19 protein-coding genes and 1 tRNA gene are annotated in these 24,401 nt (G+C 60.2%); 8 read left to right on the top strand and 12 right to left on the bottom strand.

Annotated elements, in window-relative coordinates; all coding sequences use genetic code 11:
* Nucleotides 1-79: 79 nt before the first annotated feature.
* The gene (locus GTW23_RS01305; protein WP_152007486.1) at nt 80-547 is read right to left on the bottom strand and encodes an Hsp20 family protein; all 468 of its coding nucleotides are present in this window, start codon (nt 545-547) and stop codon (nt 80-82) included.
* A gap of 387 nt (nt 548-934) precedes the next feature.
* Here GTW23_RS01305 and GTW23_RS01300 point away from each other — a divergent pair, with 387 nt between their 5' ends.
* Nucleotides 935-1,915, top strand: a complete 981-nt coding sequence (locus tag GTW23_RS01300; protein WP_152007485.1) for an alpha/beta fold hydrolase — start codon at nt 935-937, stop codon at nt 1,913-1,915.
* Here the strand turns inward: GTW23_RS01300 and hisN are convergent.
* Both hisN and GTW23_RS01290 read right to left on the bottom strand, forming a co-directional pair.
* On the bottom strand, nt 1,902-2,678 hold the full coding sequence (gene hisN / locus GTW23_RS01295; protein WP_252914339.1) for a histidinol-phosphatase: 777 nt from the start codon (nt 2,676-2,678) through the stop codon (nt 1,902-1,904). The genes GTW23_RS01300 and hisN overlap by 14 nt on opposite strands.
* A 313-nt stretch (nt 2,679-2,991) precedes the next feature.
* A complete protein-coding gene (locus tag GTW23_RS01290) occupies nt 2,992-3,858 on the bottom strand; it encodes an N-formylglutamate amidohydrolase (RefSeq protein ID WP_193217403.1) in 867 nt (288 codons plus the stop codon).
* Between the two features lie 228 nt (nt 3,859-4,086).
* On the opposite strand from GTW23_RS01290, the gene cpdR1 reads away from it, so the two are divergent.
* The 6 genes from cpdR1 (at nt 4,087) to GTW23_RS01260 (ending at nt 7,976) form a co-directional block, all read left to right on the top strand.
* On the top strand, nt 4,087-4,452 hold the full coding sequence (gene cpdR1, locus GTW23_RS01285; RefSeq protein ID WP_152007482.1) for a response regulator CpdR1: 366 nt from the start codon (nt 4,087-4,089) through the stop codon (nt 4,450-4,452).
* A gap of 200 nt (nt 4,453-4,652) precedes the next feature.
* Nucleotides 4,653-4,727: transfer RNA gene (locus tag GTW23_RS01280), tRNA-Val, on the top strand.
* Between the two features lie 308 nt (nt 4,728-5,035).
* Nucleotides 5,036-6,058: a nucleotidyltransferase family protein gene (locus tag GTW23_RS01275; protein ID WP_252914338.1), complete on the top strand. Its 1,023-nt coding sequence runs from the start codon at nt 5,036-5,038 to the stop codon at nt 6,056-6,058.
* Between the two features lie 250 nt (nt 6,059-6,308).
* Entirely contained in the window at nt 6,309-6,710 is a 402-nt protein-coding gene (locus GTW23_RS01270) for an XRE family transcriptional regulator (RefSeq protein WP_252914337.1), read from the top strand.
* Nucleotides 6,711-7,061: 351 nt separating this feature from the next.
* Complete coding sequence (locus GTW23_RS01265; RefSeq protein WP_252914336.1) at nt 7,062-7,319, top strand: DUF2293 domain-containing protein; 258 nt, start codon at nt 7,062-7,064, stop codon at nt 7,317-7,319.
* 171 nt (nt 7,320-7,490) lie between these two features.
* On the top strand, nt 7,491-7,976 hold the full coding sequence (locus tag GTW23_RS01260) for a hypothetical protein (RefSeq protein WP_252914335.1): 486 nt from the start codon (nt 7,491-7,493) through the stop codon (nt 7,974-7,976).
* 556 nt (nt 7,977-8,532) lie between these two features.
* Here GTW23_RS01260 and GTW23_RS01255 read toward each other — a convergent pair.
* The 5 genes from GTW23_RS01255 to GTW23_RS01235 are packed head-to-tail and all read right to left on the bottom strand — an operon-like array spanning nt 8,533 to nt 16,071.
* On the bottom strand, nt 8,533-9,015 hold the full coding sequence (locus tag GTW23_RS01255) for a hypothetical protein (RefSeq protein ID WP_252914334.1): 483 nt from the start codon (nt 9,013-9,015) through the stop codon (nt 8,533-8,535).
* 21 nt (nt 9,016-9,036) lie between these two features.
* Nucleotides 9,037-10,047 carry a DUF4424 family protein gene (locus tag GTW23_RS01250; protein WP_252914333.1) on the bottom strand — a complete coding sequence of 337 codons (1,011 nt, stop codon included), beginning with the start codon at nt 10,045-10,047 and terminating at the stop codon, nt 9,037-9,039.
* Nucleotides 10,048-10,061: 14 nt separating this feature from the next.
* Entirely contained in the window at nt 10,062-10,550 is a 489-nt protein-coding gene (locus GTW23_RS01245) for an SH3 domain-containing protein (protein ID WP_252914332.1), read from the bottom strand.
* An 11-nt stretch (nt 10,551-10,561) separates the two neighbouring features.
* A complete protein-coding gene (locus GTW23_RS01240) occupies nt 10,562-11,275 on the bottom strand; it encodes a hypothetical protein (RefSeq protein ID WP_252914331.1) in 714 nt (237 codons plus the stop codon).
* Between the two features lie 11 nt (nt 11,276-11,286).
* Entirely contained in the window at nt 11,287-16,071 is a 4,785-nt protein-coding gene (locus GTW23_RS01235; RefSeq protein WP_252914330.1) for a hypothetical protein, read from the bottom strand.
* Nucleotides 16,072-16,292: 221 nt separating this feature from the next.
* On the opposite strand from GTW23_RS01235, the gene GTW23_RS01230 reads away from it, so the two are divergent.
* Nucleotides 16,293-16,889, top strand: coding sequence for a hypothetical protein (locus GTW23_RS01230; RefSeq protein ID WP_252914329.1), 597 nt, complete (start codon nt 16,293-16,295; stop codon nt 16,887-16,889).
* Nucleotides 16,890-17,870: 981 nt separating this feature from the next.
* On the opposite strand, the gene GTW23_RS01225 is transcribed toward GTW23_RS01230, so the two are convergent.
* Genes GTW23_RS01225 through GTW23_RS01210 form a run of 4 tightly spaced genes read right to left on the bottom strand, consistent with a single transcriptional unit; the run spans nt 17,871 to nt 24,375 of the window.
* Complete coding sequence (locus tag GTW23_RS01225) at nt 17,871-18,614, bottom strand: M48 family metallopeptidase (RefSeq protein WP_252914328.1); 744 nt, start codon at nt 18,612-18,614, stop codon at nt 17,871-17,873.
* 2 nt (nt 18,615-18,616) lie between these two features.
* Nucleotides 18,617-21,631 carry a type I restriction endonuclease subunit R gene (locus GTW23_RS01220; RefSeq protein ID WP_252914327.1) on the bottom strand — a complete coding sequence of 1,005 codons (3,015 nt, stop codon included), beginning with the start codon at nt 21,629-21,631 and terminating at the stop codon, nt 18,617-18,619.
* A 7-nt stretch (nt 21,632-21,638) separates the two neighbouring features.
* The gene (locus tag GTW23_RS01215) at nt 21,639-22,895 is read right to left on the bottom strand and encodes a restriction endonuclease subunit S (RefSeq protein ID WP_252914326.1); all 1,257 of its coding nucleotides are present in this window, start codon (nt 22,893-22,895) and stop codon (nt 21,639-21,641) included.
* Nucleotides 22,885-24,375: a type I restriction-modification system subunit M gene (locus GTW23_RS01210; protein WP_252914325.1), complete on the bottom strand. Its 1,491-nt coding sequence runs from the start codon at nt 24,373-24,375 to the stop codon at nt 22,885-22,887. The genes GTW23_RS01215 and GTW23_RS01210 overlap by 11 nt, the downstream gene beginning before the upstream one ends.
* Between the last annotated feature and the right edge of the window lie 26 nt (nt 24,376-24,401).

Raw genomic sequence — 24,401 nt, 5'->3', positions numbered from 1 at the left:
ATTGCTGCAGGCTGCAGACCGAAAAAATGGCGCTCAGTCTCCTGAGCGCCACGAAACCTGTTCCATCTGGGGGAATGGATCAGGCCTGTTTGGCTTCGATCTGCTTCGGGTTTCCGCCAGCATCCTTGCTGATTGCAATCCGCCTCGGCTTCATTGCCTCGGGGATTTCCCGCACCAGATCCACATGCAGCAGACCGTTGCGCAGCGATGCGCCGGTGACCTCGACATGATCGGCGAGCTGGAAGCGGCGCTCGAATGCGCGCTTGGCGATCCCGCGATACAGGAACTCCGTACCTTCGGACGAAGTGTCTTCGGCCTTCTCGCCCTTGACCGTCAGCACGTGTTCGCGTGCCTCGATCGAGATCTCGGTTTCATCGAAACCTGCAACCGCCATGGTGATGCGGTAGGTGGTTTCGCCGGTTCGCTCGATATTGTAGGGCGGATAGGATTGTGACTGGTCGGCGGGAGCAAGGCTGTCGAGCATCGTCAACAGCTTGTCGAAACCGACCGTCGAACGGTAGAGTGGTGAAAAATCAACGTGACGCATGGGTGTCCTCCTTCAGAGCGACTTGAGTTTGCGTTGTGGCCACTGGTCTGCCCCGCATTGGGCGGCATTCCGGCCAGCAGACCCGGTATCCGGCGCCTGCAGGATCAATGTGGGAACTCCGTTGAACCGGTTCAAGACCTTCCACCAAGCCCAATCCGCCGCGACCCAAGCCGTGAACGCACAATGAACAGCCCGTTCGGCCCGCATTCAGTCGCCGGTCGCTATCCTCGCCCCATCAGACACGCAAGGTCTGAATCGCCGGGAACATCCCGTCCCTTCTGTTCCGGGCATCTGGCCGGGGTTGTCCGCAGGGCCGCCCCGGCCTTTTTGCGTCTCGTGACCTTTTCCTTTTGACCAAACAGGGGCGAAGCACTAATCGAAAGCACCATGAGTGACGATACTCCCCTGCTGATTGAGACCGAAGGCAACCCGTTGCCTGGCAATCACGTCGCCGGCTGGTTCGAAGGATCCGGCGGCAAGAGGCTGCGCTATGCCATCTTCAAGTCCGACGTGCCTGTCGCGCGCGGCACGGTCGTTCTGCTGCAGGGACGCAATGAGTGCATCGAAAAATACTATGAAACCATCCGGCATTTCACCGGCCGCGGTCTGTGGGTCGCAACCTTTGACTGGCGGGGCCAGGGACGGTCCGACCGCCTCGTGAAAAATCCGCTGCGCGGGCATGTGCGCCGTTTCCGAGACTTTGAAGCAGACCTGTCGGGGTTTCTGGAATCCATCGTGCTGCCCGAAACACGGCTGCCTTTCTGCCTCGTCGCCCATTCCATGGGCGCGCTGGTCGCACTTTCCATGGCGCCGCAACTGTCGAACCGGATAGAGCGCATGGTCCTGACGGCTCCCTTTATTGAGCTGTCAAATCAGCCTCTGCCGACCTGGAGCCTGCGCATGATGACCAGGCTGATGCGCATGATCGGGTTGGGCTGGGTTGGTTCGGGCAGAGACAGCTTTCCAAGACCATTCGACGGCAATCCGCTCACGACCGATATCGAACGGTTTGCACGCAACCGGGCGCTCTACACCAGCCATCCCGAACTCAGGCTCGGTCCGCCCAGTCTTGGCTGGATCAGCGAGATGCTCAACGCGATCGATCGCGTCACCAGGTTCGAACATCTTGACCGGATCAAGGTCCCGACCTTGCTGATCGGTGCCGGCAATGACCGCATCGTTGCACCGCAGGCCATAGAAAACCTTGGCAACCGCTTCCGTGCCGGTCGGGCAATCGTGATCGATGGAGCACGTCACGAATTGCTGCAGGAAGCCGATCGCTACCGCATCCCGACCCTGGCTGCCATAGATGCCTTCATCCCGCCGGACCAGGCATCGGACGCACCGGCCGCCGTCAGTTCCGGTTGAGCAGGTCCAGAACCGTTTCATGCAGGGCGGCGGAACCGCTGGCCACGATCGTGCCACCCATTTCCGGACGACCACCGCTCCAGGTCGTCATCACCCCGCCCGCCTCCTCGACCAGCGGGATCAGCCCGCCAACGTCATAGGCCTTGAGATCGGCTTCGACGACGAGATCTATGTAGCCGGACGCCACCATCGCATAGGCGTAGCAATCGCATCCGTACCGGGCCAATCGGACGCTGTCCTCGACCCGCTTGTAGCGCGGTTCATGCGCCTCGGAGAAGATCTTGGGCGAAGTCGTCATCATGATCGCCTGGTCGAGGGCCACACCCTGCCGGGTGCTCAGCCGGGACGTGGTCCCGTTTCGCCTGACCATCGCCTCGCCCGGCCTGGCGATGAAGCGCTCCCCGGTGAAGGGCTGGTCCATCATCCCCATCACCGCCTTGCCCTTGTGATAAAGACCCACGAGTGTGCCCCAGACCGGCAGTCCGGAAATGAAGGCCCTTGTTCCGTCGATCGGATCGATCACCCAGACATAGTCCCGGTCCAGTCCGACATCGCCATGCTCTTCGCCGAGAATGCCGTGATCGGGAAACCTCTCGGCGATGATCTGCCGGATCGCCTTTTCGGCGGCCCTGTCGGCTTCGGTGACCGGGTCGAACCCGGCCGCATGCTTGTTGTCGATCGCGACCGGCATCCGAAACCGGGGCAGCGTTTCCGCAGCAGCCGCTTCGGCAATGGCGTCAAAAACAGTGATGTCGGGAAGCATTGGATATTCCATGAAACGCAGAGGGTGTCTGGGCCCAGGGGCCCGCTTTGAAGGCACTCCTGGCCGGGCTTGACCGGAAATGCAAGTTCAGGCCGGAGTTCGGATGAGTTGTTTCGCACGCGCACAAAGAACAAGGCGCCAGCCATTGACATTTGTGCGTTGCAGCATTAGGCTTTTCTATACAGTCTCTGACTGTAAATGCCCTCCTTGGGCGTTTCCTCCCTAGATTTCACCGCGCCAACAAGCGCGGTTTTTTTTGACCCGTCTCGCCGGTCCGGGCAAGAGCCGAGGATTTCCCGGACCGCAACATGTGTTACTCCGCAGCCAACCGGTCTTCCGACAAGCCTTCTCGGACATGGTCCATCATCTGGCCGGCGAATTCTGTCAAATCGGCCTTGAGCACATCAAAGCCGGAGGTTTTCTCGAGCCTTGCCTCGTCAACATAAAGCCCCCGGTTCACTTCAATCTGCAGCGCATGCAACCCGCGTGAAGGCCGCCCGTAGTGCTCGGTGATGAAACCACCGGCATAGGGCTTGTTGCGCACCACGTGGTAGCCGAGCCCCGACAGGAACGACACCGCGGCGCGCGACAGGTCATGTGCCGCGCTCGCCCCGTAACGGTCGCCGATGATGATGTCGGGTCTGCGGCTGCCACCTGCCACACGGACACTGGCCGGCATCGAATGGCAGTCGATCAGGATCGCCTTGCCGAACTGGACATGAGTCTGCGCGATCATCCGGCGCAGGCTGGCGTGATAGGGGCGGTAGACCCGCTCGATGCGCGAAAGCCCCTCTTCCACGCTCAGCCGTCCCCGGTAGATATCCATGTTTTCCGCCACCAGGCGCGGAATTGTTCCCAGACCGCCGGCAACCCGCATCGACCCGATATTGGCAAACGGCGGCAGCGGGCCGTCGAACATCCGCGGATCGAGTTCATAGGGTTCGCGATTGACATCAAGCCAGGCGCGCGGGAATTGCGCCGCCAGCAAAGGCGCGCCCAGCTGAACCACCCCGGCAAACAACTCATCGACGAAATGATCTTCCGACCTCCGTATCGACAAGCGGTCAAGCCGCGATGACTGGACGAATGGTTCGGGGTAGATCCGGCCTGAATGCGGAGAATTGAACACGAAGGGTTCTGTCTGCTGCACGGGGCGATGTATCTCGAAGGGAGCGACCATTGTTGAACCCGCATCCGGCGTGCCGCCCGTGGCGGGCCTGTCGGCTTCCTGCATATCTGTCCCTTTGCCCCTGCAACTGCCCCGTTCACATTGCCAGTTGCCCCGACGGCTGTCCAGTCCGCCACAAACGCATCGCAAAATCGTCACGATTCACCTGATGTTTACTGGACTGCTCCATAGATGGACGAGATAGAGCTCGAAGAGCACGCTGACAGGTTTGGAAACAGAATGACCCCGAAAATTCTCCTTGCGGAAGACGACAATGATATGCGCCGGTTCCTGGTCAAGGCTCTGGAAAAAGCCGGTTACGAGGTTCGTTCCTTTGACAATGGCGCCAGCGCCTATGACCGCCTGCGCGAAGAGCCCTTCTCGCTGCTCCTGACCGATATCGTCATGCCGGAAATGGACGGGATCGAACTGGCCCGCCGCGCCACCGAGCTCGATCCGGATCTCAAGGTCATGTTCATCACCGGCTTTGCCGCCGTTGCGCTGAACCCCGACTCGAAGGCGCCCAAGGACGCCAAGGTCCTGTCCAAGCCCTTCCACCTCCGCGACCTGGTCGACGAGGTCAACAAGATGATTCTCGCGGCCTGATCAAACAGCCCCGCCTGTCACACCCCTGCTGGCGAACTGGTCTTGAAACCCGGGCATGTCTGTCCGGGTTTTGCCGTTCCGGGCGGGATTGTCCGCCCCTCCGGCGGGCCTCTGCGCCGGTTCGGCAGACAGCCCGAAAAAACGCGATAATTGCGTATTGACGCCGCAGGGGTTTCTGTGGTGTATGCGGCCCATCGGATGGGCGTATAGCTCAGCGGGAGAGCACTACATTGACATTGTAGGGGTCACAGGTTCAATCCCTGTTACGCCCACCATCCTTTCAAGCACTTAGCCGTGGTTTACGTAGTGGACGACAGGTTCACTGAACCTCGGCTCGATTTACTTACTACTCCCAAAAATACGGCAAGGTGCTGAATTCACGAGCCTAACGGGTTTCCAAGACGTCGTAACGCCCTGCGATCTAACGTGTCCAGGAACTTCCGCCGTCCGGCCGGCCGAGGCCGAGCCCGCTTCACGGTTCCTCTCTCTGCTGGTGTGTGCATCATTGTTTTTCTTGATGCACACTTGCTTTTGTGTGCATCAAAAATTAGATTGATGCACACAACGCCAGGAAACCGATAGAATGGAAATCGTCGCTCAAAGCCGTGCTGCCGTCGTCGCATACCAGGACTTGCTGCGTCTTCATCTCGACGAAAGGGCATCAAGCCTGATTGGCACCATTGAGGAGCGAAAGCGCAACGGACGCACCTATCTCTATGAAAAGTTCCGCATTGGCACCGAGATGGTCAGCCGATATCTCGGCGAGGACAAGCCGGAGTTGCGCGCACGCCTGGACCGCGCCGAAGCGCTGAAAGCAGAATCCGAGAACCGGCAGAAACAGATGACCAGGCTCGCCAGAGTGCTGCGCGCCGAGGGCTTCATCACGACCGACCGCGAAACAGGATCACTGCTTCTCGCATTCTCCCGGGCCGGCGTGTTCCGGCTTGGCGGCACACTGGTCGGCACGTCGGCCTACAGCCTCTATCAAGGCGAGCTCGGCGTGCGCATGGATTACGAAGAGCTGGCCCAGACCGGCGACATGGATTTCGCCAGCTTCGAGCGTCTCTCCGTTGCTCTGGAAGACCAGGTCGACGAAAATCCCGACGAGATCCTCAAGTCGCTCAAGTTCGATCCCGTTCCCGGTGTTAACGATCGACAGGTCTGGAGATGGCGGCAAAGCCATTCCGAAGCGATGGTCGAATTCCTGACGCCGGCCTTCGGCGATGAAACCGTCAAGCCACTGCCCGCCCTGGGGGTAAGCGCGCAGGGCCTGAACTATCTCAACTTCCTGATAGCCGACCCCATCCAGGCCGTCGCTCTTTACCGGTCGGGTGTTCTGATCCAGGTGCCACGACCCGAGCGTTTTGCCATCCACAAGCTGATCGTGGCGGACCGGCGCAAAGGCGGTCCCGATCAGCTAAAGGCACGAAAGGACCGTGCACAGGCAGAGTTCCTTATAACGGTTCTGGCCGAGGACCGGCCGCACGAGCTCCTGGAAGCTTACGAGGAAGCGCTATCGCAAGGTCCGAGATGGCGGGAGCGGATCGAAGCAAGCCTGAAAAGGATGCCTGAGACAAGAGAACGGCTTTCCGCGATAGATCGATAATCGCTAGGCTTCCAATCGGCCCGGAATGATCCGAAGTCATCGACTGCGGGCGTGCGTCGTCGCATTCGGGCACCTGAATTCAGTGGTTCCAACCTGCCCCAACAGCCGAGGAAAGAGGCCCTCGAGGCCACGCGGCCTTGGCATCCAATAAGCCACCCAGTTCCCAATTTCCCTCCGATAATGACCATCTCCCCTTCGCTATATCTGACTTAGCAGCAAGCTCGCTGCATCAGCGAACACGGAGAACAGATTGTCGACCAAGCCCTACCGAAACAGCCGCCTCGCCCAGTTTGTCACCAGGCGTGTGCTAGAGTTGAAATCCCGAAAGACCCAGGCCCAGATCGCCGCCGAGGCCGGCTTCCCCAATCCGAACATTATCTCGATGATCAAGGGCGGCGCATCCAAGCTTGCGCTCGATCGCGTTCCGAGCCTCGCCACAGCCCTGGAGTGCGACCCGGCACGGCTCTTTCTCATGGCCCTCGAGCAAATCGAGAACCCCACAACGGCCAATGCCATACAGCGCATCTTCCGCACGGCTGTCACCGAGAACGAAGGCGACTGGCTCCGCGCAATCCGGGAAGCCAGCGAGAACACCGACCCACCGCTGACCGCCAGGGCACGGTCAGCAGTCAGGGGGATTTTCGGCAAATGACGATGTTGTCACTGACAGAGAATGAGTGCTCCTGGATCGAATTCCTCCGCCTGATCGCCGACGGCACAGACCCAGCGCCGGATCTCAGAAGTGTTCAGGCCTTGAGGCACGCCCTGGACATCGGACAGTCCGACGGCGCACGCCACGCCGCCTTGGATCCGAATTTTGGGAACCAAGGCGCTCCGTTTACATCGCCCGCGTCGGCGGGCCCCGCAAGCAAACCGAGAAAGGTGACAGTCTTCAGGAGTGCCGCTCAGAACCGTCATCGACAGCCCTGTCTCGGCCAGGTCGGCGGAGAAGGTGCGTCCCGTGACTGAGCAACGATTTCAATCAAAGGCGGTGAAGAAGCACATGCAGAAGCACTTCCCGAACTGCCCCCCTTCCCATCGCGACGAGATCGTCAGGAGGGTGACTGAGAGGACCTGGCAGAACGCCACAATCGGACGGGCCGTCGGCATCACTGTGACGAATTATGTCCGGCACCGGCTGACCGACTATGAGCGGCTGATGAAGCTGCACGGACTGACGCGCGAGGAGGCGAGGATAGCTGAAGCGGGGACAGTCGCGGACATCTGGAGATCGTGGCAATCGCCTTCCCTCCTCGACTAGCCCGGGCGTCGCGATCCGCGAAATGACGTGGATATGCCGCAGAGGAGCCATATGACCGGGGCGACGCTGAGTGTTGCGGAAATGTCGCAACTTTCGGCGGATCGCCATGTTCGTTTCGCTATAGAATCCGAAGTGGGCCAATAATGGCCTGCCTCTTCTATTGGAGGTTTCATGAACATTGCAGTCGGCAGAATCCCTCGCCGTTGTCGAGACGAGATATCCGTGTGGCTACAAGAACAGCGGTTCACCCACTTCATCACCCTGACCACACATGATCCGTCACTTACTATCGAGGGTGCACGCGGTCGCCTCAAGCAATGGGATGCGCGACTCAACCGAGCCCTTTACGGACCGAAGTGGGCCCAGAAGCGGGATGAGCTTGTCTGGTTCTTCGCCTTCCTGGAAGCGCCCTTCTCAAATCCGCACTGGCACCTCTTGCTCAGAGTTGATGACAGCCCGGTCACTGGGAAGCTCATTGAGACCCGCACGCCTTATGATACCGTCAAACGCGTTTGGTCCAGACTTGCTCCGGCTGGAACGATTGACGTTCAGCCCGTCACCGACAAGATTGACACGGAACTTGTTGATTATGTTGGCAAACAGCTCGGATCTGTGACACGATATACATCGTTCGTGACGCCCGACGAGTTCCGGTGAACATGACACACTGAGGCGAAAGCCAAAGCCCGTTTGCGACGCTACGGGAACAACGATGACCTCAGTCGAAATTCGATCATGCCATCGCAGGTCAGAAGCCCGCGATGGCGCAGCTTTGCCTGGAAGGAAGAGCATTACGCTACAAGCAATCAACCCGGGCCAGTCGCATCAGGTCACTGGGCCATACAGAATAACGAGCAAGCCACCACGCCCAAGGCTCTTCCTGCAAAACCTACCCGCAGCGCTTTCGTTCAACCCCTTGATGACGCCGACGAGCTTATTGGCGCGGGCAATATAGATGAAGGGATTCGCAGAGCAGAGGCCATAAACCTTCACGCCTTCTTCAGTCAGATGCTTACTCGGCTTCAGAGTTGCCTCGTTGGCACTTACGACCTCTCCGCACCGGCTCGACTTTCCGTGCCGAAGCATGAGTTCGATGTTGTCGAGCCAAGCCTCTCGCCCTTACCAGTCCAGTGGCAACAGCTGGAAAAGGTGGACTCTCATGCCAGTTGATCGAAACCTCCAACATTGAAAGCCCCACCTATTCTGTTCAGGTTCAACCACATGGCCCATCAAGAGATTTTGCACCGCGCTCGACGATTGGTTCCCACTCCATCCCATCGCGGGCGGGATAGCGGAATTCGATGTGGTGAAGGATGTCGCCATTACAGCCGGCTGGACGTTCGACGCGCTGATAGAGAATGAGCCCCTGGTTTACGCCCGAGAGCACAAACCAGTTTTCGCCCGACGGCGTGTAGGTCAGCTTCCAGCCCTCGCTCTCAAGCGTGTCTTTGAGAAAGCTCCGGTAGCCAGAGAAACTGCCGGTGAAATCGAAAGCGCCGTAGACGGTAATCGTGCCATTGGGTCCGTCAAATCGCTGGCCATCACCGTTTTCCGGCGGTGGCGCAGGGGCAAAAGCGGCGGGGACATCGGCGCTGGTTCCGAACCGGGCATTCTGATAGTTCCGCCAATCCATGGCCGCAGCGCTGCCGGCAGTCACAAGTGACATCAAGATCAATGAGAGAGTTGCAACACGCATGCCGGTCTCCTTTCGGATGGGTCAATTATCCAGGGGCTTCGAGATCACGAAAAGCACATCCAGATCTGAAAAGGGCCAGAATTGCGCTTCACTCAGCTCGAGCCGCGAAGGCGAGATGCGCTTCAGCCCAGGAAGGCAGGCGAAGACGAAATCGACCGGTTCCCGCGCCTCAATGACGAGATGAAAATCCCGGATCGCGCCGCTCCAGTTCGCCGCAGTCTTGAGGATGTAGCCAAGCTCTTCGGAAAACGCCGTATAGGTCCTGCCATCGATCTTGCCGTCATGAAGCGCATGCAGAGCTTTCCTGTCCTGTTCCGAGATGCAAAACCTGATCGCAGCCCGGGCTGCGTCATGGTTGTCCGGATCGCTGCTGATAGGCGCATCGAAGCTCGATCCGGTAAGAGGTCGATATTGATGCTCGATCACCGTGTCCTTGCCGGCCGAAAAGACCTGGGTCCAGTAGAAAGTCGTCGCCACCGTCCACCCCGGCGAGGGATGTCCCTGCGGATCGATCCGGAGCAACCCCAGCGCGGCAAGCTCGCTCCACTCTGCCTCGCTCAAGCGCGAAAGCCCGTGAAAGGCAGACCGCGGATCTGTCGGAGGAATGTAGGACCCGATCGGGACACCAAGACGGTTCAGGATCTCCGTCCGGTCGAGGCCGAGCGCCAATGCCTTCTGCTCGACTTGGGTGACAACCGGCGTTCCGTCGGCCCATGTCTTGAAATCCACGAAATTGGCAGTGACGCCATCGCCGAAATTGTAACCTCCGCCGATGTCGCCGGAAGGTGCGGCCTCCGGGAGCGGGAAGGCAACAATCGTCTCGAGATCAGTGGCCGTTTCGTTGCGAAACACATACCTTACGCGGATAACGTCGGGAGAGATGTAGAGATCTTCCGATTGCATGACAACGCCAAGCTGCTTGCCGAAAACCAGACCACCGCTGGCGAGACGGGCGGAGGTGTCATTGGCCATCGCCATAGGGGCTGAGACGGTGGCCATGCAGACTGCCCATGCCAAGACGCGGATATTCATGGTGTGTCCCTCGCTCACGGGTAGTATTTCAACGGATCATGGAACTGGGTCATGTGTCCTTCGAGCCAGTCGAACTCAACACCTCCAACGTTAGCGGCACCTGAAGCGATGCCGCCGGCAACGGCCGGTTCCTGATAGTCCTCAACGGGCACATCTCCAGCTTCATCGTTGACGACACCAAACGGCGCGGCATTGTCAGGTCGCGGCGCATTGCCGCCGGGCAACCCGGGGAGAATGTAGTTGCCATGCGCCCAGCCGATACGCCCGTCCTGGGTTTGGATGTAGAACCAGTCGCCATCCGCATCCAGAATCTCGACAATCGTTCCCGGCCCCATGCGGCTGATCTCTCGCGATTTCGCGGTCGCATATTGGCGTAGCGTGAGGTAGTTATCCCCGTTGGGATTGAGATTGCCGACATAGTCGGCCAGCGTCGGCGTTACTGACAAAAGCATGGCCTGGAGAAAGGCGAATGCGACGAGTGTCATGGTTGCGAAACGTGTCATCTCCGCCTTCCTCAATTTCCGGTTTCCGCTGACGGCTGGAACTGTTGCTGCATTTGTTTGAGCAGATCCTCGATAGCTGCGGGGTTGGTGGCAGGATCAGCAGGAGCAGGAGCAGGCACGGCAGCCTCAGCCGCGGCGGGCGTTCCATTCAATCCCGGCGACCCCGGACCATAGGCAGTCAGAATACCGGTTTCGCCAAACAGCGCTGAGAATGGCTTTTCGCTCATCGGCAATACCGAGAAAGCGGTGATCATCAGAAATCCGCTGCGGGTGCGGATCAGAAGCAGCCGGGCACTGACAGGCTTGTCGCCTTCCGAGACCAGATCGAGCCCGCCCTCGAAATCCGCACCGGCTATCTCAAAACGGCCGCTAACGAGTTCAAACGGCGTGCGAGCGGTGACGGCACTCATAAGCTGGCCTGCAACAATGTCGGCGGCCTGATCGCGCATCGCCGCGATGTCAGGCCACGGATCGCCGTCCAGAAAGGTGACGGTTACCGAGATTAAACCGGACTCCTTCGGCGCCGGGTCCCAGGTATCGGCGCGCAGATGCCAGACTTTCAGAGCAGCGTCATCGTGATCTTCGAGCTTCCAGCCCCGCGCCGGTGGATTGAGACCAATACCCGATTTGCCAAGATCTATGGCGTTTGCGACGTCGGCCACGAGCGCCATCAAGAGAAGCGCCGACAGCATGAGCAAATAAATTCCCGAATTGAGCCTTGGCATGCGCATCTCTCCTATTCCGGGCTGGCGATCCAGCCGCCTCGATCGGACTGGTAGTTGTTTCCGGCGGTCCAGCTGCCGGTGAAAAATCCGTTGGCAAAGGCTCCCCTCACGGTCCCTGTGATCGAAACGCGCCCGAAACGGCCGGAGGAATCGATAAGGTAACCACTCAACGGAACGCTGAATTGGTTGCCGTCGGCATTGCCCTGGAAGGTCAGATTGATCTGGTCGCCTTCATAGGTGCCGGTGATCTGGCCATTGACCTGGCCATTGGAAAACTCGAAGGAAAGACGGCATAGCGGCGCGCCTTCAACAGAGCCTGAATAGCGTGTCGGTTGAGGCGTTGACGGCGCATCCATCGACTTGGGCTCGACAGGCTGTGGTGCCTGTTGTGCCGCGCGCTCCGCATCTGCAGCCTGCCTTGCCGCCTCTTCGGCCTGGCGCTGGGCATCGGCCTGAGCCTGCTGTTCCCTTACGATGGCTTCTTCGATAAGCACAGTCACCTGCTCCAGATTGGCAACGCGATCGGGATCAGCACAGATCGCGACACTTTTTCGTAGTGCTTCCAAGCCCCCAGTCCGATCACCTGCGCCAAGCAGATCGCTACCCCGGATCCAGCTTGCTTCGGCATCCGCGTAACGCGCACCACCTGGTTCGCAGTCCTTCACGGCCTGCTTGACCGCGTCCTCGATGCTCGTCGGTGCGCTCGGATCACCGGCGTCTCCGGCAACCTCGTCGCCATTTTCCTCGGAGATATTCAATTGCTGCCTGAGGGCTTCGAGCTGGGACTGGCGCGTGTCATCCGGACAGTCCCCGACGCTCATCTCCAGGAGGGCCACGCCCGCGCCGCTTTCACCGCCGCTGATCAGCGCGATGCCGCGCCGCCAGGCGTCCTCGGCAGATGCATACCGGTCACCGCCCGGCAGGCAGGCGCCGGCCTCCCCGGACTGCGGAGCGGCCGCCGCTTCAAGCTGCGTCTTCAACCGGTCGAGCTGGGACTGGCGTTGCAGGTCGGGACATTTTTCGAGGCTCCGCTCCAGAGCCACGACGCCGACCTTGTGATCGCCGGCGCCCAGCAGGGACAGACCCTGCTGCCAGTGGCTCATCGCTTCCACATAATCCCTGCCGCCTGAGCTGCAATCGACGGCTGGCAAGGGGGCCTGAGACGGTGTCGCCCCTGCCCCACCAAGCTGCTGGCGCAGGTTCGTGAACTGGGCTTGACGCGTTGGATCGGGGCAGACGACCAGACTTGCCTCCAATGCTTCGAGGCCGACCTCTGCATTGCCTGCCGAGATCATCGAAAGCCCCCGGGTCCACAACTCCACGGCGGCCGTATATTTCGGCGAACCGATCGCGCATGCCGCAGCTGCAGGAGGTGGTGCCGGTTGCGGCGGTGCGGGTTGCGGAGGGGCGGACTGCGGCGGCGTTGAATCTGGCGGCGGACTAGCGGGTTCTACCGGTGTTGGCGATGTGGTGGGACTGGCGGGCGCCGCCGTGGCGGGTTGTTTCGCGACAGGCGCAGGTGTGGCGGGAGCCGGTATCGGACGGGCGGGGTCCTGCCTCTGCGTCAAAGGTTGGCTGTCCGGTGTGTCAGCCGCATCCGGAACCGGTGCGGGTTTGGACGCGACCGACCCGGATTTATCAGTGGGTGGCTGCTCTTGCGCCTGCACGCTCAGGCTGATCGATCCCGACGCGAGCTCGACGCCGTTCTTGTCCGTGGCCATCACCTTGGCATCGATCTGCCCCGCTTGAGACCGCGAGACCGTCGGGGTCTGCGAGATCTCGTTTGAGATCGAGGTGCCATCATTGACCGACCAGCGCCACCGGACGTCGGCTGGCGCATCGCCGCCCGCGAACTCGGCACGCAAGTCGATCTCCTGTCCGTCGACATATTGCCCGTCGGGTAGATCGACCAGACCGCCACTGGCTCTGTCCCAAATTTGCGGCCGCGGCCCACGCGATCTCGCCGTGACATCGAGACTTCCAGCGTCCAGACTGTAGCTGCCGGTGACCGACCCGATCTCGTCGCCGTAAAAGGCGACATTGGCCGTAGCTTCGAGCGTCACAGGCTTGCCCGCCGCGCCGGAAAAGCGGATTTCGGAGCCGTTATCGTTGAGCTCCTCCCGGTCGGCGGTCGGCGGCTCCAGCCACCGGACAGTCCAGTATTTCGGCAAGACCATCGGGGTCGCGACGACCGTCGCCTTGATCTTCGATCCCGCCTTGGCCCCCGAAGCCGGATCGAACCTGATCGAAAGCGACGGTGCCAGAACACTTACGGTCTGCTGCTCGGTCTCGGCAATGGTCGAACCCTGCTTGACCACCTGGGCCCAGATCTTCATTTCACCGATGCGCTCGAAGGTCGCAAATGTCCGGCCATCGTTTGACGTCGTCGGCTCGAAGGTCACACCCTCGCTGCCGTGCCAGATATATTCAAGGCTTGGCAAAGGTCGGGCCGGACCGAGATCTTCGGTGTCATCGGCCGGTCCGATATACACGCTGGCTCCACTGGTTCCTGACGGTGTAACCTCGCAGCCCGTGAACGGGTTGGTGCTGTTGGGGTCGCACTCATCCGAACCGCCGGCAATGTCCTCGCCCCGGTAGGGCGTCGAGATCTGAATGGTATCGCCGAGATAGACCTGGCCGCGCGCAATGGTGAGGCCGACAATATTGTCGGATCCGGGAGCCGATGGCGCTACCTCGTTGCCGGCCCCGGCAGCGTCTTCGCCGGCCTCAGCTGCCGAACCGTCAACGGTTTGATCTGTTGAAGGCTGCTCCGGCGCGTCCACTGAATCGGCGGCTTGATCTGTGCCGGTCTCTTTAATGCCCACCTTGGCCGACTCGGGCGGCACGTCCACATCACCGGCGTCGTCCGTTCCGGCATCCACATCTGCCTCTGTCCCGGCCGCTACGGCGGGAACATCCCCCGCCGTCTCGGGACCAGGCACATCGCCCGCCGGCTCGGCGGGCTGTGCGGGCGCATCAGGCGCGGTTGCCTGCTGGGCAGGAGGTTGTTCCGGCTCTTGCGGAACAGGTTGCGGGCTCACAGGCTGCGGCCTGTCCGGCGCAACCGGCGCCGGCGAAACCTGCTTCACGGCAGGTTCAACCTCGACTTTCGGCTGATCGACTTCGGCATCCGCCTTTCCGGCGGCATCTTCCTTGCCGTCGGTGTCCGCCTCGTCCACGGTATCTGCCTCCGGCACAGCCTGCGCGGCTTTTTCGCGTTCCATATAGATGGTCGCAAACCTGCGCTTGGCCGAAAGGCTCAGTGACTTCAGCGCCGGCTTGAAACCTTCCGCGTCCACTTCGACGCTTAGTGGGTGGCGGGTATCGACCAGCGCCTCGATCCGGGTGAATTCTGCAACCCGCCTCTTGCCGGCTCCCGCCTCGCCGAAAACCAGCGGGATTCCGTCGATGCGGACGTCGCTCACATCCGGCGATTGCTCTCGGTCACGCGGATAGACATCGATGGTTACGGAAGCGAGATGGCGATAGCGGTCCGCCAGGTCACGCATCAGCCGACGCATGCGCGGATCGTAAAGGCACAACCCGCTGATTTCCGCGGAACGTGTAATCGCCGGCTGAAGCACCGTGCCGCTGGGCGCCCGGACTGCACCGGCATGGTCGAGCACATCGAATTGCCGCAAGATCGCGCGGAAACTCCTGTCCGAAAAAAGCTGCGCGTAATCATCGCATTCAGGCTTTGCCACGATCACTTTCGACCGGGTAACGACACGTGCGAGTGCCATGAACACAGCCGGGCTGGCGCGCTTGCTGTTGGAGGCGATCTTGCTTGACTTGAGCGCACGGAACGGATCGAGCAGATCCGGCTGATTGCCCGACGTCAGATAGGCAGCAACATCATGGTCCTTGTCGTAGAAGAACGTCTCTTTGCTTTCGGCATGGGTCCAGACGAGCACGGGCTTAAGCAGCGACTGCAGCTCGTAATTGGTATAGAAATTGATGCAGGACCCGCCCTTGATGTGTTCATCGAGCGCCTTCAGCTCTGCCGACAGCACGCCGAGCTGACCGCAGATGGACCCGTCGCGAGCATCGAGGATCCTGGTGTTCAGCTCGTCGAGCGCCTGGGTGAACTGTTCAGTCGCATCGATGTAGAAATCGAGAAGATGGCCGAAACCTGGAATGGCCTCGGTGATGTCCTTCATTGCACCAAGCACGTTGCCAATGGCCTTCAGGCTGGTGATCGGAGAATCCGGATCGACATTCGAAGGGTCGAACAGGGCGACAAAATCCAGCATGTCGCCGACCTTGTCGATATACTCCGACCCTTTCGCGAAACGGTCTTTCAATTTATCGAGTTTCTCGAAGACCCCACTCTTGCGCAGGTTCCGCTCGTAGCCGCTGAGCTGATACATATAGCCATAGAGTTTTTCGCGGCCCTGCTTGTCGACAAGCATTTTGAGCAGTTTCTCGGTATCGGGGATGCCGATCTGGATGCCGAGCTCCGCCTCGACCTTCTTCATCTGCTCGACGAACTCCTCGCTCAAGACCTGCTTGAGCAATTCGTCGCGCCCGGCGACCAGTTCACCTTCGAAGAGATCGTTGATGTCCTTGATCGAAGCGTTCTGGGTGCGTTTGGTTGTCGCCTCCCGCCAATTGGTGACAGAGCTTCGGATCGAACTGACTTTATCGTAAAGGTTGGTGAATTTGTCCTTCGCATTGTCGAAGGCGGTTTTCACCTCCGAATGCATTTCCTGGTAGATCTTTTGCTCCGCCTCGTCCTCGGCAAACGAATTGAGCGGCACCACTAACGCGAAGCAGACGGCAAGGAGCATGAGCACAAAGGCTCGCCGGCCTGACGTGGCCAAAGAACCCGTCCAGGGCAATGCAATCAGCCGCAAGCTCATGAAAATAATGTCTCTTTGCCCTGCCCTCCGGCGTCCGAAAGGCTTCTTTCAAGGCGTAATGACAACAGCTTTGCGCTGCCCGATCATTGACAGAAGTCAAGTCAGGAACGGATTTCGAGGTTTATACAGCCCCTACTGAAAAAGGGATTTGGATGATGTCAGACCCGATAGCCTGGACGGTCAACGTGCCTCTCCTGACAACACCGATCATTGTCAGGCAGCTTGCAGCCGTGACCATGATTCCGCTCGCAATTCTTGCGCTGCTGTTGATCGGCCTTGCCTGGCTCGAAGGCAATTTGCACCAACTGGGCGCCATCCTTCGGGCGATCCTCGGAGTTTCGGCCATTCTGTTGGTTCTTGTGCTCGCCGCTGTGGTGCTGTTCTTCAACAATCGCATGACGGTAAGTTTCGAAATCGACGCAGACGGCGTCAGATCCCGCGTCGTTGACAGGCGCGCAAAATTCGGCCGGACCTTGGCAATTGTTCTTGGCGCGCTGGCGCGCAACCCAACCGTCGCCGGCGCGGGACTGTTGGCCCGAAGCAACTCTTCCCGCTTCACCGGATGGGATGAAATTCGATCGCTCGAAACCGATCAGAAGAGACATAGTGTCTTGCTGCGGAGCAATCGGCTGGTCCTGGACGCCGTATTCTGCACGGAGGACAATTTTACGGATGTCAAATCCACAATTGAGAAAGCGATCCACAGGTCGCGAAAGGCGACACGGAATAATAGCGAAAGCGGAAATACATAAGCACCAGCCGGGTTGCCCTTGGAACACCGCATCCGACATCGAAAATACACAACGCGGAACGCCCTCTTTAGTCTTCGCCATTTGCTCCGCCCCCTGTTCGGAAATTGGGAACCAATGAACTCCATTTACCGGATCGGTGGATCCCAGGCGGCGCGACGTCCTAGCGAAAATCCAAGATCAGAAGGGGATGCCTTCTGGCGCCACCGCGGCTCCAGACGATGAGCCCAACTAACCGTAACGACGCCAACAAATTGAGATACAAGCCCTTGAAAACCCTCACGCAAATCCCCATATGTATCCCGTCTATGCAGGGCATCCCCGCCACACTATGAAGTTCCATAGGCCCGCCGCGAAGGCACTTACCAGCGAAACCACCAACTTGCCTGCCAGCTTAGCCGCGAACCGACCTTTGGCCAGTAAAGCGAACGTCGATACCCGTCACGTAGACGACGTGCCTCTTCCTGTCTTGGAATGCGAACCATAGCGGACTTGAATACAACGGCTAAGCTCTCATACCACGGGGGCACCATGAGGTATCCGCAACCGCCCGGAAGATCGATGCGCAAGCTCCCCAGGTAGAGAATACCTGGACGCCCGCACTCGGTTGTCGCCGGACTACAAAGGACCCCTAAAAGATCGCGGCACCGTATTGGGAAATACGACCGCGTGTCGCGTGCCGGTTGGAGTTAAGCCGAGCGCGATGATGTGAAGGCGTTACGGCGTCTTCGCTAACCGGATGGAGCCAATCGGCTCGGGATTCGGAGTTATGGACAGGTTACGCATCCCACCTGTTCGCCCTGACAAGGCTAAGCTCTTCCACACTGTCGATGCAGATTCGACAAATCCCCCTTGCAAGCCAATCGCACACTTCGCTGTGCGTTTTTGCCTTGCAGGGGGAAAGTCAATCTCAGCAGGGAACAATTCATATCAGTCAGAAGGCACGCTCCACGCACAAACGGTTAATGCAGCAGGGGGCGAGCTTCACGCGAACGGCTCCACCCTCTCCCAGCCGAGCATGTGTTCGTTCTCGTCGAGCCAGCCCTTCCGCTCTTCCCAGTCCGGTAGGATCTGCCCGACCAGGGTCCAGAACTCCGGCGCGTGATTGCGGTGCTTGAGGTGGCACATCTCGTGGACGACGGCGTATTCGAGCACCGGCTTCGGTGCGAAGATCAGGTGCCAGTTGAGATTGATCTGCTTGTCCTGGCCGCAGCTGCCCCACATGTGCTTCTGCTCCTTGATCTGGATGCCGCACGGCTTCAGGCCGTTCGGCTCGCCATGCCGGCGGACGAAGACCTTGGCGTCATCCCGAACGCGGCGCTTCAACCAAAGGCGCAGCGCCACCTCGATCAACGCGTCGGCGGAACCAGGCGAGAGCGCTTCCGGCTTGCGGATCTGGAAACCGTTGTGAAAGCTGACCTCGACGAGGCTGCCGTCGAAGGGCTCAATGGTCATCCTGGTCATCCGGCCGCGATAGGGGATCTTCGCTCCGGTAACAAACTGGCAGACTCTGGTCTGTGCCTTGGCGCGTTCCTGCATGTGCGTGACGGTCTGAAGGATCCAGGCGCGGCGGCGTTGCAGGACAGCGTCGATCTGGTTCTCGGTCGTCGCCTCCGGAACAAGCAGCTCGAACGACTTCGGCGTGATGCTGAGGCTTGCCTTCTTGGCCTTGGTCGAGCGCCTGAGCGTGTATTCGATCTCGCGTTCGCCGATCCGGAACACCGGCATGGCTAGTGCCCCGCGAAGTGCTTGAGCGCGTAGGCTTCGACCTGGTCGGGGATTTCCCTGAACTCGGTCAGGCCGGCCAGGTGCGCCATGGAACGCACCTGCTGACGCAGGCTTTTGCGCAGGCCGTCCTTCTCCCACCACCTTGCCGGCGCAGTCGCCGGATCGGTGTAGAGGCTCTCCAATCTGATCGCGAGGTCCTGCCCCTCCGCGCCGGCATCGAAGTCGTTGAGGATCTGCAGGATGCCGTAAGCGCCAGGCGAGAGACCGGCATCGACGTGCGCCTCGTCTTCCGCGGCGAGATCCTTCGCCATTTCCTCGGCCGCCTTCAGCTTGTCCGACCAGCTCAGCTGCGCGCTTTCGAGCTTCTCCAGCAGCTGGCGCAGGCGCTCGGAGAACTTGCCGTATTGGTGCGGGCTGGCGTCGATCCGCTCGCTCACGGTCTTCCTCAGCTCCGTTGTCTTGCGGATCGCGGCCGTCATCAGATCTTCCTCGGTCTTGCCGTCGGTGTCGAAGTCCTCCCAGAAATCCGGATCGGTGATGTGACGCAGCTTGACCGTGACGCTCAGGCCCGTTGCCTCCAGGTGATGGTTCAGCATCTCGCGGATCTTCTCGCTATAGTTCATCTGGTCGAAGGCCTGGCGCTTTTCGAAATGCTGCGTGCCGTAAAGCAGGAAGCTCGCCACCCATTTCAGATCCGCGGTGAACTCCAGCACACTCGGATCCGGGCTCAGCGTCTCGTAGAGCGCGATGAAGCTGCGCGCCCGCGCCTTGAACTCGAACCACTTGTCCTCGCTGCCCAGGGCATTGATAAAGGCGTCGAACTCCCCCTTCAGGCCATCCTTGTCGGACGCCTTGCGCTTGACCGGCTTCAGCATCACGGCCACTACGGCATGGGCCGTGCGCAGCTGGTTTCTCAGATCATCGAGATCGCGCATGGCGTTCTTCACGTCATCGGCGCGGTAGCTAGCGAGCGCCTCCTCCAGGTTCGCCGAGACGCCGATGTAATCCACGATGAGGCCGTTGCGCTTCTTCGGGTCGGAGACACGGTTGGTGCGGGCGATCGCCTGCAGCAGGCCGTGCTCCTTCAGCGGCTTGTCGAGATACATCACGCTTTCGATCGGGCAGTCGAAGCCGGTGAGCAGCTTGTCGCAGACGATGAGAAATTGCGGATCTTCGCCCTTGCGCCCGAATGCCTGCTTCACCTGCTTCTCGGTTTCGGCGTCGACATAATGCGCCTTCAGCCCGTCGCGGATCGCCTGTCGGTGCGCGTCCTCGCTCGGCTTGCCGTCTTCCTGGTTGATCGAATAGACGCAGGCCGACATGGCATCGGCACGCGCATGAGCTTCGGCTGCATCCAGGCCCTCGGCCTGCAGATCCTCGGCGATCACCCGTGTCAGCGCCTGCTTGTAGAGGATCACCGCCTCGCGATCGATGGCGACGATCTGCGCCTTGAAACCGTCCGGCTGCGCATAGGCCTTGAAATGGGTCCAGATATCATAGGCAATCAACTCGACCCGGCGCGGATGCTTGACCAGGTCCTCGATCCTCGCTCCGCGCTTCTTGATCTCGTTGAGCTTGTCGTCGTCGAGTTCGGCAAACCAGGTGTCGAACAGGATGTCGATCTTCGCCTCGTCGATGTGCCAGTCGGTCTTGCGGCCGGTGTAATAGATCGGCACCGTCGCGCCGTCGGCCACCGCGTCGTCGATGCCGTATTTGTCGAGATAGCTCTCGCCCGGCACGCCGAAATTGGCATAGGTGTCCTTGTCGTCCTTCTTGACCGGCGTTCCGGTGAAGCCGAAGAAGCGCGCATCGGGCAAGGTCGCACGCAGATAGGCGCCGAGATCCTTTTCCTGGGTGCGGTGGGCTTCATCCACCATGACGATCCAGTTCCCGGAATTGGCGATTGCCTGCTTCGAGCCCTGGAACTTGAAGATGGTCGACAGCGCCGTGTGCCCGTCCTTGCCGCTGCGGATCAAGGCGTGCAGATCCTTGATGCTGCCGATCGTCGTCGGGTTTGGCAATCCGCAGGCGACGAACGTGCCGCTGATCTGCGTGTGCAGGTCGACGCGGTCGGTCAGCACCAGGATGTTCGGGTTGGTCAGCGCCTCCGAGACGATTGTCCGATGCGTCTTCAGCTTCAGCGCCGCAAACACCATGGTCAGCGATTTGCCGCTGCCCTGGGTGTGCCAGATCAGCCCCTGGCGGTGCTTGCCTTCCAGCACGCGCTCGACGATGCGGTTGACGGCGCGGAACTGCTGGTAGCGGCAGATCTTCTTTATCGTCCCCGCATCGGTCTTCTCGAACACCACGTAATGGGCGATGAGATCGAGCAGCCGGCCCGGCTCCAGCAAGCACCAGAGCCCCTTGGCCAGGCTGTCGGCGAAGTTGACATCGCTCTTCGGCCAGGGGTCGCGCCATTCGCCGAAATATTTCGAGCTGGCGCCAGTGGCGCCATAAAGCACCAGCGCGCCGTCGGTGACGATGTTGAAGACGTTGGAGAAGAATAGGCGCGGAATGTCGCGCTCATACTGCCTTATCTGCTCGAAGGCCTCGCCGGTCTTGTCCCTTATGTTGAGCGGGCTTTTGGCCTCGATCACCACCAGCGGAATGCCGTTGACATGGACCACCAGATCCGGCCGGCGGGTGTTCTCTGCCTTCACGCGCAGCTGGTTGGTCACGCTGAACCGGTTGTTGCCGGGGGCGAGAAAATCGATCACCCGCAGCGTCTGCCGCGTGTCCTGGCCGGAGACCTTGCGACTGTAGTCGCCGCGCAGCACCTTGAGCCAGGTCTCGTTGTCGCTGATCGCGGCAAGCTCGCCGTAGGCTGCCTCGGCGGACGGCCGATCGATCCCGTTGATCCGCATCAGCGCCTCGATCAGCTGCGGGCGAAACAGCACCTGGTTCTCACCCTCGCGCAAACCCGAATGCTCCGCCGGCGCCACGAAGCCGTAGCCCATGGCTTGCAGAAGCTCGATCGTGGGACGTTCGGCGAAGTGCCACTCGGGGCCTTGGCTCATGGCGCGCTCACTCCGCCGCCATTGGGACGGTGTCCGGCATACGCTTGCGACCGGTGAGAAGGTCGGACATCAGGGCGGATTTAAACCCCATCTGCTGTTCCAAGTTCCGCTGGAGCGCAGCCTCGGTGCTCGCAAATTCTTGGACATGCGCCACGATCTCCTGTTGCTCGTTCAACGGCGGCAGCGGCAATTTCATCTGCTTCATTGCTCCGACATTGAAGTGCTTTTGCGCCAAGCCTCCTTCTGCCTTTAGGACTTGGGTCTTTCCGCTTGCGCTGTTGATGAACGTCGAAAGGAAGTAGGGATCGGCAAGTTCATTCTTTGGCCGCGCGAAGATGATGTCGATACAATTGGCTCCATCATACCTCGGCGGGACCACACAAGAGGTTCCTGGATAACCCGTTCGAACAACAAGAACATCTCCGGTCCGAAGGACTGATTTCCGGTTTGCGCGATTGCCCTCTTCACTGATGTAAACCCAGTCCGCATCTTCAACGAAGCCTTCACGGACATTGGCAGAACGGAAGCAGCGGACTCCGTTCTCGACATAATACTGGGACGGCTTGATAACGATCCCGACACTGACTTGCGTGCAGACGTTGTCGACACTTGTCAGCGGCCACCCCTCCGGAATCTCCCCGATCTCTGTCTGCTTGAAGCGCGTGTGGCCGATGCCTTTGGTGAGCAGGCGTTCCAGCACGCCCTGTTTGACCTTCTTGGTCTGCTCGATCACCGACCGCGTCGCCGCGATGGCCCCATCGACGCTGGAGAGGATTTCGGCGATGCGGCGCTGTTCGTGGAGTGGGGGGACAGGCACCTGGAAATCAAGAACATCCTGCTTCGTGATGTTCGGATCCTTCCTGCTACTAGCCGCGACCTTTCTCCAGTTGGGACGCAATGAGACCAGGCAATAGTTTAGGAATTCGCCCAGCATTTTGTTTCGATCCGGAATCAAAGCTGAAATGGCTTGATTGGTCGTCGCCGGGCATTCGAGCAAGGCGGACCGACCGATTTGTTGGAGCCCACCATACATGGCGACGAGAACGGTGCCCGGTGGGTGAACAGACAGTGATGTTTCGTTGACAGCCTCTTCTGTTACTCGCTCTTCCGTAGCGTAAAGCCGACCGTTATTGAGGTCCCCGGTCTTGACCCAGTTTATGGTGCCCCCGATGTAAAAGCGGTCCCCGTTTTTTCGTGCCGGTGTCGCGCCAGCTTTGACCGTGGCCAGGTTCCCAAGGCGCTCCCAAGGTAATTCACGCGACATAACCAAGCTCCCGCAGAAAGCCCATCATCCCCGCTTCCGCCGCGTCACGCTCAGCCTGAAGCGCGACCAGCTTCTCCACTTCCGCCGCGACATCGACCTCTTCGGCCTCCTCGCCCAGATGCACATAGCGGCTGATATTGAGGTTGAAATCATTCGCTTCGATCTCGCCCACCGGCACCACCCTCGCCAGCCTCTCGGCATCAGCGAAGTCGCCATAGGCCTTTGCCAGCGCGGCGACATTGGCCTCTGACAGATGGTTCTGCGCCTTGCCTTCGACGAACTGTTCGGCGCCGTTGACGATCAGGATCTGGCCCTTGCGCGCCGCCGGCTTCGTCTTGCGCAGGATCAGGATGCAGGCCGGAATGCCGGCGCCGTAGAACAGGTTGGGGGCGAGGCCGATCACGGCCTCGACCAGGTCGTCGCGGATCAGCCCTTCGCGGATCCGGCCCTCCGCGCCGCCGCGAAACAGCACGCCGTGCGGCAGCACCACGCCGCAAACGCCGTCTTCCTTCAGGCTCGCCACCATATGCTGCACGAAGGCCAGGTCACCGTAGGACTTCGGCGGGCAGCCATAGCGGTCGCGGCCATAGGCATCGCCCCGGCTCCAGACATCATGGCCCCAACTCTTCAGCGAGAACGGCGGGTTGGCCAGCTCCCGGTCGAAGGTGCGGATCGCCTTCACGCCCTCGCCTGTCAGGTGCTTCGGCTCCAGCAGCGTGTCGCCGCGCGCAACCTTTGCGTCGTCAATGTCGTGCAGGAACAGGTTCATCTGGCAGATGGCCCAGGTGTTGAGGTTCTTCTCCTGGCCGAACAGCGACAGGCTCTTCGGGTTCTTGCCCTGCCGCTCCAGGTGATGCACGGCTTCCAGCAGCATGCCGCCCGAGCCGCAGGTCGGGTCGTAGATCGACATGCCCTCCTCCGGCTTCAGGCACTCGACGATCAGCCGCACCACCATCTTCGGCGTGTAGAACTCGCCGCCCTTCTTGCCGGCATCGTCGGCAAATTGTGCGATCAGGTATTCATAGGCCTGACCGAGCACGTCCGGCTCGACATCGGATTTTCTCAGCCGATAGGTCTCGAAATGCTGCAGCAGCTTTTCGAGCATCGCATCCGGAAAGCGCTCCTTGTTGTTGAAATCGACATCCTGGAACACGCCGCGCAGCTTCATGTTGGCATCTTCAATGGCGCGGAAGGCGGCGTTCAGATGCGTGCCGATATCGGTCGTGTGCTTGCGCACGTCGCCCCAGAAATGGCCTTTGGGGATATCGAAGCGATGCTCTTCCGGATCGGCTGCGATCTCGGTATCGCCATAGCGCGCCAGCCGCTCCTCATACTCCTCCTGCCAGACGTCCGAGAGCCGCTTGAAGAACAAGAGACCGAAAATGTAGTGCTTGTAATCGCCTGAATCGATCGATCCGCGCAGGATGTCCGCCGCCCGCCAGAGATGGGTCTCCAGCTGCGAAAGGGTCAGAGTGGTCACGTTATGCGTTCCTCGCCATGCTTTGC

It is taken from the genome of Parahoeflea alexandrii (assembly GCF_024105735.1).
In the GTDB taxonomy this organism is placed as follows: domain Bacteria; phylum Pseudomonadota; class Alphaproteobacteria; order Rhizobiales; family Rhizobiaceae; genus Hoeflea; species Hoeflea alexandrii.
Note: the sequence above shows the minus strand (reverse complement) of the source record. Positions and strands in the feature narration are given on the sequence as shown.

Coding starts and splice junctions, on each gene's coding strand:
- GTW23_RS01265 (WP_252914336.1), top strand. CDS start 7,062: ATGCAGAAGCACTTCCCGAACTGCCCCCCTTCCCATCGCGACGAGATC.
- GTW23_RS01250 (WP_252914333.1), bottom strand. CDS start 10,047: ATGAATATCCGCGTCTTGGCATGGGCAGTCTGCATGGCCACCGTCTCA.
- GTW23_RS01215 (WP_252914326.1), bottom strand. CDS start 22,895: ATGTCGCGTGAATTACCTTGGGAGCGCCTTGGGAACCTGGCCACGGTC.
- hisN (WP_252914339.1), bottom strand. CDS start 2,678: ATGCTTCCCGACATCACTGTTTTTGACGCCATTGCCGAAGCGGCTGCT.
- GTW23_RS01255 (WP_252914334.1), bottom strand. CDS start 9,015: ATGCGTGTTGCAACTCTCTCATTGATCTTGATGTCACTTGTGACTGCC.
- GTW23_RS01300 (WP_152007485.1), top strand. CDS start 935: ATGAGTGACGATACTCCCCTGCTGATTGAGACCGAAGGCAACCCGTTG.
- GTW23_RS01230 (WP_252914329.1), top strand. CDS start 16,293: ATGTCAGACCCGATAGCCTGGACGGTCAACGTGCCTCTCCTGACAACA.
- GTW23_RS01275 (WP_252914338.1), top strand. CDS start 5,036: ATGGAAATCGTCGCTCAAAGCCGTGCTGCCGTCGTCGCATACCAGGAC.
- GTW23_RS01245 (WP_252914332.1), bottom strand. CDS start 10,550: ATGACACGTTTCGCAACCATGACACTCGTCGCATTCGCCTTTCTCCAG.
- GTW23_RS01260 (WP_252914335.1), top strand. CDS start 7,491: ATGAACATTGCAGTCGGCAGAATCCCTCGCCGTTGTCGAGACGAGATA.
- cpdR1 (WP_152007482.1), top strand. CDS start 4,087: ATGACCCCGAAAATTCTCCTTGCGGAAGACGACAATGATATGCGCCGG.
- GTW23_RS01225 (WP_252914328.1), bottom strand. CDS start 18,614: ATGCCGGTGTTCCGGATCGGCGAACGCGAGATCGAATACACGCTCAGG.
- GTW23_RS01290 (WP_193217403.1), bottom strand. CDS start 3,858: ATGGTCGCTCCCTTCGAGATACATCGCCCCGTGCAGCAGACAGAACCC.
- GTW23_RS01220 (WP_252914327.1), bottom strand. CDS start 21,631: ATGAGCCAAGGCCCCGAGTGGCACTTCGCCGAACGTCCCACGATCGAG.
- GTW23_RS01305 (WP_152007486.1), bottom strand. CDS start 547: ATGCGTCACGTTGATTTTTCACCACTCTACCGTTCGACGGTCGGTTTC.
- GTW23_RS01240 (WP_252914331.1), bottom strand. CDS start 11,275: ATGCCAAGGCTCAATTCGGGAATTTATTTGCTCATGCTGTCGGCGCTT.